The following is an 11,827-nucleotide window of genomic DNA, read 5'->3' as shown; positions in this document are numbered from 1 at the left end:
TGCGGCTCGGAAAGAGGTGTGGGGGAGGAGCAACAAGCCCTGACCAGTGGGAGCGCTCCCATAGTGCGTATGTGTCAGGGCACGGTCAAGTACTTGAAGAACCGAAAAGATTCGGCACCCCTCCGACCGGCCCGGTCGTGGAAAAGTCGGTCGAAAGTCTGTGGCCCCTCTGTTCTTCATCCGAACTTGCCGCTACCTTCACTCGCACCAGTGGGAGCGATTCCATCAGTCGACGCGCCGGCCCCGGCGCGCCAGATCTGCAAGGAGTCGCTCATGCGACACCCCCCGCGTCCCTTACCCCTGGCCGTCGCCGGAGCGGTCGCGCTCCTCGGGAGCGTGGTCGTACCGGCCGTCACGGCTCAGGGAGCCACACCCGCCTGCACGGTGGCGTACTCCGTCGCCAACCAGTGGGGCACCGGCTTCCAGGGCGCCGTCCAGATCACCAACAACCGTGCGGCGCTCACCGGTTGGAGTCTCACCTTCGACTTCGCCGGTGGCCAGGAGGTCACCCAGGGCTGGAACGCCAAGTGGTCCCAGTCCGGCACCGCGGTGACCGCGGTCAACGAGAGCTACAACGGGGCGCTCGGCACGGGTGCGAGCGTCAGCGCCGGGTTCCTCGCCTCGGGGGCCGGGAACACGGCCGTGCCCACGACGTTCAAGCTCAACGGCACCACGTGCAACGTCGATTCGGAGCCCACCACGCCTCCGACCGACCCGCCGCCCACCGGCGGCGGCGGAGGCAAGGCGCCCGCCCTGCACGTCGCGGGCGACAGGATCGTCGACGCCGACGGCAAGGACCGCCGGCTGCTCGGCGTGAACCGCTCCGGCGGAGAGTTCATGTGCGTCCAGGGCTACGGCTTCTTCGACGGCCCCGTGGACGACGCGGCGATCCAGGCGATCGCCGACTGGAAGGCGAACACCGTCCGTATCCCCGTCAACGAGGAGTGCTGGCTGGGTCTTTCCAACATCGAACCCGAATACGCGGGCGCGAACTACGTCGGCGCCGTCAAGGACCTGGTGACCCGGATCGAGGCGCACGGCATGACCCCGGTCATCGACCTGCACTGGACCTGGGGCCAGTACACCGGCAACTCGGCGGGCTGCTCCGACGTGCACGCCACCTGCCAGAAACCCATGCCCGACGCCCAGTACACGCCGGCGTTCTGGTCCTCGGTCGCCGACACCTTCAAGGGCGACCAGGCCGTCGCGTTCGACCTGTTCAACGAGCCGTATCCGGACCGGGCCACGTCCAGCACCGCCGACGCGTGGAAGTGCTGGCGCGACGGCGGCACCTGCCCGGGCATCGGCTACGAGGTCGCCGGCATGCAGGATCTCGTCGACACCGTCCGGGCCACCGGCGCCCGCAACCTCATCCTGGCCGGCGGGCTCGCCTACTCCAACGACCTCAGCCAGTGGCTGACGTACCGGCCCACCGACCCGGCGGGCAATCTCGTCGCCGCCTACCACGTGTACAACTTCAACACCTGCGCCAGTGAGAGCTGCTGGAACTCCACGCTCGCCCCGGTCGCCGCCCAGGTGCCGCTGGTGGCGGGGGAGATCGGCGAGAACACCTGCTCGCACGGCTTCACCGACCAGGTCATGAAGTGGTTCGACGACCACGACCTGTCCTACCTCGGCTGGACCTGGAACACCTGGGACTGTTCCTCCGGCCCCTCCCTGATCTCCGCCTACGACGGCACACCCACCGCGTACGGCGCCGGGCTGCGCGACCACCTGCGCGCCCTCAACCCGTGACTCCCCTCTTCCGGAAGTCCCGCACACCCCTTTCAACAGGAGGAATTCCCCACTCATGAGCCGCACCAGAACAGCGATGCTCGCCGCCCTGACCCTCGTCGCCGGGGGCACGGGCATGGCGCTCACCGCCGTACCCGCCACCGCGGGCGCCACGGCCGCGCCCTGCACCGTCGACTACAAGCTGAACCAGTGGAGCACCGGCTTCACCGCCGACGTCACCGTCACCAACAACGGCGCCGCCAAGTCCTCGTGGACGCTGAAGTGGACGTACGCCGGCAACCAGAAGGTCACCAGCGGCTGGAACGCCAAGATCACCCAGTCCGGGGCGAACGTCACCGCCGCCAACGAGAGCTACAACGGATCGCTCGGCACGGGCGGTTCGGCCAGCTTCGGCTTCCAGGGCACCTACAGCGGCACCAACGCGGTCCCGGCCGCCTTCACCCTCGACGGCGTGACCTGCAACGTCGACAACGGCGGCGGCACGGGCGGCGGGACCGGAGGGACGGGCGGGGACACCGGCGGCACCGGTGGCACGGGCGGCACCGGCGGTGACACCGGCGGGACCGGCGGGACCGGCGGCAGCACCGGAGGCGGCGGCACCGACCCGAGCGGCAGGGTCGACAACCCGTACGTCGGTGCCAAGGTCTACGTGGACCCGGAGTGGTCCAAGCTGGCCGCCGCCGAGCCGGGCGGCAGCCGCATCTCCAACCAGCCCACCGCCGTCTGGCTGGACCGGATCGCCGCCATCAACGGCGTCAACGGCGGCATGGGCCTGCGCGCCCACCTCGACGAGGCCCTCAAGCAGAAGGGCTCCGGCGACCTCGTCGTCCAGCTGGTCATCTACGACCTGCCCGGCCGTGACTGCTCCGCCCTCGCCTCCAACGGCGAGATCGCGGCCACCGACCTCGCCAAGTACCAGACCCAGTACATCGACCCGATCGCCTCGATCCTGGCCGACTCCAAGTACGCGGGCCTGCGCATCGCCACCGTCATCGAGCCGGACTCGCTGCCCAACCTGGTCACCAACGCAGGCGGCACCAACACCACCACCGACGCCTGCGTGACCATGAAGGCCAACGGCAACTACGAGAAGGGTGTCAGCTACGCCCTGGACAAGCTCGGCGCGATCCCGAACGTCTACAACTACATCGACGCCGGCCACCACGGCTGGCTGGGCTGGGACACCAACCTCGACCCGTCGGTCCAGGAGTTCCACAAGGTCGCGACCAGCAACGGCGCGAGCGTGAACGACGTGGCCGGCTTCATCGTCAACACGGCCAACTACGGTGCCACCAAGGAGCCCTACTTCAAGGTCACCGACAGCGTCAACGGGCAGACCGTGCGCCAGTCCAAGTGGGTGGACTGGAACCAGTACGTGGACGAGCAGTCCTTCGCGCAGGGGCTGCGCGACAAGCTCGTCGCGGCGGGCTTCAACTCCAACCTCGGCATGTTGATCGACACCTCCCGCAACGGCTGGGGCGGCTCCGCCCGGCCCACCGGGGCCGGCCCGCTGACCTCGGTGGACGCCTACGTCAACGGCGGCCGCATCGACCGCCGCATCCACACCGGCAACTGGTGCAACCAGAGCGGCGCGGGCCTCGGCGAACGGCCGACCGCGGCTCCCGCCGCCGGGATCGACGCCTACGTCTGGGTGAAGCCCCCGGGCCAGTCCGACGGGTCCAGCTCGGCCATCGCCAACGACGAGGGCAAGGGCTTCGACCGGATGTGCGACCCGACGTACGGCGGCAACGCGCGCAACGGCAACAGCCCCACGGGAGCGCTCGCGAACGCTCCGGTGGCCGGCCACTGGTTCTCCGCGCAGTTCCAGGAGCTGATGAAGAACGCGTACCCGCCCCTGCCGTAGGGCGGTGACGCGGGGGTGATCCTCCGGGGCGGCCCGGGCCGGTCGGGTCCGGGCCGGCCCAGCCGACCGGTCGTCCGGGCCGGTCGGCCCTCATGGGCCAGTCGGTTCTCGTGGGCCCCCGGCCCCGGTGGATCGCCCTCTCGACGCACGGGCAAGTCGCCGTCCGGGCGCTCCGGTTCGTACGGCACCGTCAGGTGCGGCGGCGGCCGCACCACCCCGGTACCGGGGCGCGTGCCGCGGTGCGGCTGGGCGGCGTGCACCGGAGACGAGTGACACGGACACACGTCACCGGGACGGCCGGTGGCGAGGCGAGCGGGCGTGCCGAGGCCCCGACCGGCTTGGGGGCGGTCCCGGGCCCGGACACACCCTCCTCGCCGTACGGTTCGAGCCGCAGGGTCCCGTCCAGGTGTGAGCCCGCCCGTTTCCGGACGGGCTCACACCTGGACGGGACCCTGTGGAAATCCCTCACCTGTTTTTTGCCGTCCCGGCAACGCGAGTGGCCTCCGCGCGGTGCGTCGGCGCACGCTGGCGTCATCCACAGGAGAGGCTGACCGACATGGCGCAGGAACACCGGGGCCACCACGGCCCGCACGACGACGGGCACGACCACGTCCGTCACGGCCACGACCCTCACGGCCACGACAAGGACCATGGCGGCCACACCCACGCCCATCACGGCGGCGCCGACCTCGACTGGGCCGTCCTGGCCCCGCTGCTGGAGTCCCAGGCGGAACTTTTCGCACCCCTGTATGAGCAGGTCATGGCCTGGCTGGCCCGGGAGGTCGCCGGAGAGCCCGGTCTGATCGTCGACGCGGGCAGCGGACCCGGGGTCGTCACCTGCCAGTTCGCCGAGGCCTTTCCGGCCTCCAGGGTCGTCGCGGTGGACAGCTCAAAGCCGCTCCTGGAGCGCGCCCGCGCCCGCGCCGACCGGCTGGGCCACACTGGTCGCCTCACCACCGTCCACGGCGAACTCCCCGAAGCACTGGCCCAGTTGGAGTACCCGGCCGACCTGTTGTGGGCGAGCAACAGCCTGCACCACCTCGGCGACCAGCGCGCCGCCGTGGCGGCCTTCGCCGGGCACCTCGCGCCCGGCGGGACCCTCGCCCTGCTGGAGGGCGGCCTGCCCGCCCGCTTCCTGCCCCGGGACATCGGCATCGGCCGCCCCGGCCTGCAGGCCCGTATGGACGCGATCGAGGCCGGCTCGTTCCACCGCATGCGCGAGGAACTGCCCGGCTCCGTCGCCGAGGCCGAGGACTGGCTGGCACTCATGGCGGCCGCCGGGCTGAAGCCCACCGGCACCCGCAGCTTCCTGCTCGACCTGCCCGCCCCCGTCTCCGACCCGGTCCGCGCCTACGTCGCCGCCACCCTCACCCGCCTGTACGACGGGATGCGCGAGGACCTCTCGGCCGAGGACCGCGCCACTCTCGAACGGCTCCTCGACCCGGAGGACGGGGCGAGCGTGCACCGCAGGAACGACGTCTTCGTCCTGAAGGCCCACACCGTCCACACGGCGGTCCGCCCCTCCTGAACCGACCGGCCACCGGGGACACGGGGCACCGGGGACACGGGACGACGGGACACGGGGACGCGAGGACGGGACGGGCCCGGACCGCGAGCGACTCGCGCGGTCCGGGCCCGTCCCGTCGTCCTGCCCGTCAGCCCACGTCGAAGGTGGCCGGGTCCGGGCCGAGGCGCCGGTCCTCGTTCAGCGCGCTGATCGCCGCGAGGTCCTCCTCGTCCAGGCTGAAGTCGAACACCGCGATGTTCTCCTCGATCCGGGACGGCGTCACCGACTTGGGGATCACGACGTTGCCGAGCTGGATGTGCCAGCGCAGCACGACCTGGGCCGGGGTGCGGCCGTGCTTGCGCGCGATCGCCACGATCGCCGGCACCTCCAGCAGGCCCTTGCCCTGGCCGAGCGGCGACCAGGCCTCGGTGGCGATGCCCTGCTCCGCGTGCAGCTCGCGGGCGGCGTGCTGCTGCAGGTGCGGGTGCAGCTCGATCTGGTTGACCGCCGGGACCACCGAGGTCTCGGAGATCAGGTGCGTCAGGTACTCCGGCAGGAAGTTGGAGACGCCGATCGCACGGACCCGGCCGTCGGCGTACAGCTTCTCGAACGCCTTGTACGTGTCGACATAGGTGCCCCTGGCCGGCAGCGGCCAGTGGATCAGGTAGAGGTCCACGTACTCCAGGCCCAGCTTGGCCAGGGAGGTGTCGAACGCGCGCAGGGTGGCGTCGTACCCCTGATCGCTGTTCCACAGCTTGGTGGTGACGAAGACCTCCTCGCGCGGGAGGCCGGAGGCGGCGATCGCCTTGCCGGTGCCCTCCTCGTTGCCGTAGATCGCCGCTGTGTCGATGCTGCGGTACCCGGCCTCAAGGGCGGTGGCGACGGCGCGCTCCGCCTCGTCGTCCGGCACCTGCCAGACGCCGAAGCCCAGCTGGGGCATCTCGACGCCGTTGTTGAGGATGATCGGGGGGACCTTGCTGCTCACGAGCTCTTGATCCTTCGGTTGTCGTCAGGTGGTACTCACATCGTCAACGATCACGGGCCCCGTCGCATTCCTGACCGCCGGATCCGTCCGGAACCCGCCGTCGGCCCGCGCCCGGCCGGCCGACCGGACTCGTCTCCGGGTCGGTGTCAGGGCCCCGGCGCGTTCCGGCACCGAGCCCTGAGCCCCGGGCGTCGATCCCCGGGGTCCGACGCCCGGCTCCGCGTCCGGGCCCGCGCGGGTCCCTTGCCCGCTCCGGCCGGTCTCATGCCCGGTACAGCGCCTCGACCTCGTCGGCGTACGCGTTCTCGATCGCCCTGCGCTTCAGCTTCAGGGACGGGGTGAGCAGGCCGTGTTCCTCGGTGAACGGCTGGGCGAGGATGCGGAAGGTGCGGATCGACTCGGCCTGGGAGACCAGGGTGTTGGCGGCGACCACCGCGCGCCGCACCTCGGTCTCCAGATCGGGGTCGCGCACCAGCCGGGCGAGGGTCTGCTTCGGCTTGTTGCGCATCTGCAGCCAGTGCTCGACCGCCTCCTGGTCGAGGGTGACCAGGGCGGCGACGTAGGGGCGGTCGTTCCCGACGACGATGCACTGGGAGACCAGGGGATGGTCGCGCACCCGCTCCTCCAGCACGCCCGGCGCCACGCTCTTGCCGCCGGAGGTCACCAGGATCTCCTTCTTGCGGCCGGTGATGGTGAGGTAGCCGTCCTCGTCCAGGGAGCCCAGATCGCCGGTGGCCAGCCAGCCGTCGTGCAGCGTCGCGTCGGTGGCCTTCTGGTTGTTCAGGTAGCCCTGGAAGACGTTGCCGCCGCGCAGCCACACCTCTCCGTCGTCGGCGATGTGCACGCTCACACCCGGGATCGCCTGGCCGACCGTGCCGTACCGGGTGCGCTCGGGCGGGTTGGCGGTCGCGGCGGCGGTGGACTCGGTCAGCCCGTAACCCTCGTAGATCTGCACGCCGGCGCCCGCGAAGAACAGGCCGAGCCGGCGGTCCATGCCCGAGCCGCCGGACATCGCGTTGCGGATCCGGCCGCCCATCGCCGCACGCACCTTGGCGTACACGACCTTGTCGAAGAACTGGTGCTGCACGCGCAGGGCGGCCGACGGGCCGGGTCCGATGCCCCACGCCTTCGCCTCGATCGCGTCCGCGTACTTCACGGCGACCTCGACGGCCTTCTCGAAGGGCCCGTCGCGGCCCTCCCGCTCCGCCTTGCGGCGGGCCGCGTTGAACACCTTCTCGAAGATGTACGGCACCGCCAGGATGAACGTCGGCCGGAACGCCTGGAGGTCGGGCAGCAGCGCGGCGGCGTGCAGCTGCGGCTGGTGGCCGAGGCGCACCCGGCCGCGGACGGCGGCCACCTCCACCATCCGCCCGAAGACGTGGGCGAGCGGCAGGAACAGCAGGGTCGACGCCTCGTCGCCCTTCTTGGAGTGGAACACCGGCTCCCAGCGGCCGAGGACGGTGTCCGCCTCGAACATGAAGTTGCCGTGGGTCAGGACGCAGCCCTTGGGGCGTCCGGTGGTGCCGGAGGTGTAGATGACCGTCGCGACCGAGTCCGGGGTGACCGCCTCGCGGTGCCGGTGCACCACGTCGTCATCGATGTGCGCGCCCGCGTCGTACAGCTCGGAGACGGCGCCCGCGTCCAGCTGCCAGAGCCGGCGCAGGTTCGGCAGTCGGCCGATGACGGTGGCGATGGTCATGGCGTGGTCCTCGTGCTCCACGACCGCCGCCGACACCTCCGCGTCGTACAGCGTCCAGAAGCACTGCTCGGCCGAGGAGGTGGGGTAGATCGGCACCACCTGGGCGCCGATGGTCCACAGCGCGAAGTCGAACAGCGTCCACTCGTAGCGGGTGCGGGACATGATCGCGACCCGGTCGCCGAACCGGACTCCCTCGGCGAGCAGCCCCTTGGCCAGGGCGAGCACCTCGTCGCGGAACTCCGCCGAGGTCACGTCCCGCCACGTCCCGTCCTCGTCCTTGCGGCCGAGGGCGATGTGCGGCGGGTCGTCCTGGGCGTACTGGAACACGACGTCGGCCAGCCCGCCCACCGGCGGTGCCGACGTGGACGGAGGGGTGGTGAACTCGCGCAAACCCCGCTCCCGCTCCTCGGTCTTCGGTCCGTCCCGAGGCGCCATTGCCTCCGGAAGCCTGTGACGCCCCGCACAGCGCGGTGAAAGCTACCCCACGGGACCACCCGGCGGGAGGGGGTCCGAAGGCGAGCAGTGCTCACATACACACAGGTCACCGCCGGAAAATGTGCGCACAACGGGCGCGGCCGGACAGAAATTCCTACGGTTCGGTAAGTTTCGCTGCCGTAATCTCCACCGAATCTGTACGAGGCGAGACGCCGCCCTCACGTCGGGCGCACCCGTCGCGAGCGCCGCGCGGCCGGAACCCGGACGCCCTTCTCACCGGGGGTTCAGGCGGGCGCCGCCCGTGAGGATGGCGGTGGCCAGGGCGTCGGCGGCGGGCTGGGCGGAGGGGCGGTGACGGCCGTGCACCAGGACGAAGTCGACCTGCCCCAGTTCGGGCAGGCCGGCCCGCTCCGGCACCTGGACCAGGCCCGGCGGGATCAGGCCGCGTGAGTGGGCCATCACGCCGAGGCCCGCGCGGGCGGCGGCGATCAGCCCGTTGAGACTGCCGCTGGTGCACGCCACGCGCCACGGCCGCCCCTGCCGCTCCAGCGCCTCGAAGGCGAGCGCCCGGCTGATCCCCGGCGGCGGATAGACGATCAACGGCACCGGGCGGTCCGGGTCCAGGCGCAGCCGCTCCGCGCCGATCCACACCAGCCGGTCCTGCCGCACGGGTTCGCCGCGCGGATCCTGTGGGCGCCGCTTGGCCAGCACCAGGTCGAGCTTCCCTGCGGCCAGCTGCTCGTGGAGCGTGCCCGACAGCTCGACCGTCAGTTCGAGATCGACCTCGGGGTGCTCGTAGCGGAAGCCCTCCAGGATCTCCGGCAGCCGGGTCAGCACGAAGTCCTCGGACGCGCCGAACCGCAGCCGGCCCCGCACCCGGGTGCCGGTGAAGAACGCCGTCGCCTGCTCGTGCACCTCCAGGATCCGCCGCGCGAAACCCAGCATGGCCTCGCCGTCCTCGGTCAGTTCCACCGAGTGGGTGTCGCGGGTGAACAGCGGCCGCCCGGTGGCCTCCTCCAGACGGCGTACGTGCTGGCTCACCGTCGACTGCCGCAGCCCCAGCCGCCGCGCAGCCCGCGTGAAGCCGAGCGTCTGGGCGACGGCGAGGAAACTGCGCAACTGGGCCGGGTCGTACACACCGCGAGTCTACGCGCCTATCACGGAACACGATGACAGTCAGAACGGTGGCACGGTTTCCCGATGGCCGCGGTGAGAGGACCATGGGAGCGGGAACCCGTCGGTCCCGTGACCCCACGGGCGCGGACGGGCGTACGCCCCCGGACCGCCGAAGAGCACGAGCAAGTGGAGCCCCGTGAAACGCCTGCGCTGGCCGAGCTGGATGCCGGTCGACCCGTACATCGTGCTGCTGATCGGCACCGTGGGCCTGGCCGCGCTGCTGCCGGCCCGCGGCCCGGGCGCCGATGTCGCCTCCGGCGCCTCCACGGCCGCGATCGCCTTCCTGTTCTTCCTCTACGGCGCCCGCCTCTCCACCCGCGAAGCACTGGACGGGCTCAGACACTGGCGGCTGCACGTCACGGTGCTGGCCTGCACCTTCGTGGTCTTCCCGCTGCTCGGCATCGCCGCCCGCGGCCTGGTCCCCGTCCTGCTCGACCAGCCGCTCTACCAGGGACTGCTCTTCCTCACCCTGGTCCCCTCCACCATCCAGTCGTCGATCGCCTTCACCTCCATCGCGCGGGGCAACGTGCCCGCCGCGATCTGCGCCGGCTCCTTCTCCTCGCTGGTCGGCATCGTGCTGACCCCGCTGCTCGCCGCCGCCCTCCTGGGCAGCGGCGGCGGGGGCTTCTCCGCGCACTCCCTGGTCACGATCGTGCTGCAGCTGCTCGTGCCGTTCGTCGCCGGACAGCTGCTGCGGCCATGGGTGGGCGGCTTCGTCGCCCGGCACAAGAAGGTTCTCGGGCTGGTCGACCGCGGCTCCATCCTGCTCGTCGTCTACACCGCGTTCAGCGAAGGCATGGTGCGGGGCATATGGCACCAGGTCAGCGCCGCGCGCCTCGGCGGACTGCTCGCCGTGGAGGCCGTACTGCTCGCCGTGATGCTCGCCCTGACCTGGTACGGCGCCAAGGCGCTGCGCTTCGGCCGGGCGGACCGTATCGCCATCCAGTTCGCCGGTTCGAAGAAGTCGCTGGCCTCGGGGCTGCCCATGGCGAGCGTCCTGTTCGGCGTGCACGCCTCCCTCGCCGTGCTGCCGCTGATGCTCTTCCACCAGATGCAGCTCATGGTGTGCGCGGTCATCGCCAAGCGCCGGGCGCACGACCCGGAGGCCCGTGAGGAGCCCGCAGCCGCCCCGCCGACCGCGGAGTCACGGACGGCGGTCGGCACGGGGTCGCGCTCCCGCTGACGGCGGCACGGGGCCGTGTTCCCGCTGACGTCGGCCCGGGGCCGTGTCCCGCTGACGTGGATACGGGGCGCTGCCCCCGCTGACGTCGGCACGGGCGCTGGCCCCGCTGGCGTCGGCACAGGGCCGTGCCCCCGCTGACGTCGGCGCGCGTCAGCCCCTCGCCGCGTCAGGGGCGCAGGACCACCTTGCCGAGGTTGCCGCGCGACTCGATCACCGCATGTGCCTTCGCCACGTCCTCCAACGCGAACTCCCCGTGCACGGCGGGCCGCACCGCGCCCTCGCCGAACAGCCGCCACAGCTCCCGCCGCCACCGCTCATAGCGCTCCGGCTCGCCCCGCGCGATACGGGCCATCTGGAAGCCGATCACCGACTTGGCGCCGACGAGCAGGTCGTACGCCTGTACCGTCCCGCCGCCCGAGCTGTACGCCACCAGCCGTCCGCCGGGGGCGAGGGCGGCGAGGGCCGGGGTGAGGAGGTCGCCGCCGACCGCGTCCAGGACGTAGTCGACCGGCTCGCCCCAGTCGCCGTCGTCGTAGCGGAACACCTCGTCGGCGCCCAGGGACCGTACGAAGCCGGTCTTGGCCGCGCACGACACCGCGCCCACCACCCGGCCCGCGTCCCGGACGCGCGCGAGCTGCACCGCGAGGTGACCGACGCCGCTCGCCGCGGCCGTCACGAGCACCGCCTCGCCCGGCGCGGGCCGGGCGGCTTCCAGCGCCCCGAGGGCGACGAGCCCGCTGCGGACCAGGGCGACCGCGTCGACGGCCGACACCCCGTCGGGGACGGGCGAGGCCATCGCCTCGTGCAGCGGGGCGAAGTCGGCGTAGCCGTGCCCGAAGCACAGCCCGGTCACCCGGTCGCCGGCCCGGAAGCGGGTGACGCCCGCCCCGACGGCCGTGACCTCGCCGGCGATCTCACCGCCCAGCGCGATCGGCTCGGCGGCCTCGGTGACCTTGCGGACGACGGGCAGGGTGACGCCGACGGCCTCGCAGCGCACCAGGAGCTCGCCCGGACCCGGCTCGGGCACGGGCGCCTCCTCCACGAACAGCGGACCACCGGTGTGCTCGTACCGGACGCGTCGCATGACACGCATTCGACCCCCAGGATTCTCGAAAACTCAGGCCAGTGCTGACGGTGCTGTCAGCGCTGTCGGTGCGCAGGGCTCCGATCCACTCGGTACGGGGCGAGCGTGCCCCCCAATTCATTGGGAGACCCAACGAGTC

8 protein-coding genes are annotated in these 11,827 nt (G+C 71.8%); 4 read left to right on the top strand and 4 right to left on the bottom strand.

Going from position 1 to position 11,827, the window contains the following annotated elements:
• Positions 1–273: 273 nt before the first annotated feature.
• The 3 genes from ACH5A8_RS06345 to ACH5A8_RS06335 all read left to right on the top strand — a co-directional run bounded on the left by ACH5A8_RS06345 (position 274) and on the right by ACH5A8_RS06335 (position 5,147).
• On the top strand, positions 274–1,755 hold the full coding sequence (locus ACH5A8_RS06345; RefSeq protein WP_398998581.1) for a cellulase family glycosylhydrolase: 1,482 nt from the start codon (positions 274–276) through the stop codon (positions 1,753–1,755).
• A gap of 55 nt (positions 1,756–1,810) precedes the next feature.
• Entirely contained in the window at positions 1,811–3,619 is a 1,809-nt protein-coding gene (locus ACH5A8_RS06340) for a glycoside hydrolase family 6 protein (RefSeq protein ID WP_398998579.1), read from the top strand.
• Positions 3,620–4,175: 556 nt separating this feature from the next.
• Positions 4,176–5,147 (top strand): class I SAM-dependent methyltransferase, encoded by a 972-nt coding sequence (locus tag ACH5A8_RS06335; RefSeq protein WP_398998577.1) that lies wholly within the window; start codon positions 4,176–4,178, stop codon positions 5,145–5,147.
• 127 nt (positions 5,148–5,274) lie between these two features.
• On the opposite strand, the gene ACH5A8_RS06330 is transcribed toward ACH5A8_RS06335, so the two are convergent.
• From ACH5A8_RS06330 to ACH5A8_RS06320, 3 genes are all read right to left on the bottom strand, one after another.
• On the bottom strand, positions 5,275–6,111 hold the full coding sequence (locus ACH5A8_RS06330; RefSeq protein WP_398998575.1) for an aldo/keto reductase: 837 nt from the start codon (positions 6,109–6,111) through the stop codon (positions 5,275–5,277).
• A gap of 262 nt (positions 6,112–6,373) precedes the next feature.
• The gene (locus ACH5A8_RS06325; protein ID WP_398999752.1) at positions 6,374–8,200 is read right to left on the bottom strand and encodes an AMP-dependent synthetase/ligase; all 1,827 of its coding nucleotides are present in this window, start codon (positions 8,198–8,200) and stop codon (positions 6,374–6,376) included.
• A 318-nt stretch (positions 8,201–8,518) separates the two neighbouring features.
• The gene (locus ACH5A8_RS06320; protein ID WP_398998573.1) at positions 8,519–9,382 is read right to left on the bottom strand and encodes a LysR substrate-binding domain-containing protein; all 864 of its coding nucleotides are present in this window, start codon (positions 9,380–9,382) and stop codon (positions 8,519–8,521) included.
• A gap of 175 nt (positions 9,383–9,557) precedes the next feature.
• On the opposite strand from ACH5A8_RS06320, the gene ACH5A8_RS06315 reads away from it, so the two are divergent.
• Entirely contained in the window at positions 9,558–10,604 is a 1,047-nt protein-coding gene (locus tag ACH5A8_RS06315; protein ID WP_398998571.1) for a bile acid:sodium symporter family protein, read from the top strand.
• Between the two features lie 166 nt (positions 10,605–10,770).
• Here ACH5A8_RS06315 and ACH5A8_RS06310 read toward each other — a convergent pair whose 3' ends face one another.
• The gene (locus ACH5A8_RS06310) at positions 10,771–11,688 is read right to left on the bottom strand and encodes a zinc-binding alcohol dehydrogenase family protein (protein ID WP_398998568.1); all 918 of its coding nucleotides are present in this window, start codon (positions 11,686–11,688) and stop codon (positions 10,771–10,773) included.
• Positions 11,689–11,827: the final 139 nt, after the last annotated feature.

This window comes from Streptomyces sp. NPDC018610, assembly GCF_044391765.1.
Taxonomy (GTDB): Bacteria; Actinomycetota; Actinomycetes; order Streptomycetales; family Streptomycetaceae; genus Streptomyces.
This window is presented reverse-complemented; position numbering and strand designations above follow the sequence as displayed.

What these genes read in the sequence shown, in the direction of transcription:
- ACH5A8_RS06340 (WP_398998579.1), top strand. Translation starts at nt 1,811, where the DNA reads ATGAGCCGCACCAGAACAGCGATGCTCGCCGCCCTGACCCTCGTCGCC.
- ACH5A8_RS06335 (WP_398998577.1), top strand. Translation starts at nt 4,176, where the DNA reads ATGGCGCAGGAACACCGGGGCCACCACGGCCCGCACGACGACGGGCAC.
- ACH5A8_RS06345 (WP_398998581.1), top strand. Translation starts at nt 274, where the DNA reads ATGCGACACCCCCCGCGTCCCTTACCCCTGGCCGTCGCCGGAGCGGTC.
- ACH5A8_RS06310 (WP_398998568.1), bottom strand. Translation starts at nt 11,688, where the DNA reads ATGCGACGCGTCCGGTACGAGCACACCGGTGGTCCGCTGTTCGTGGAG.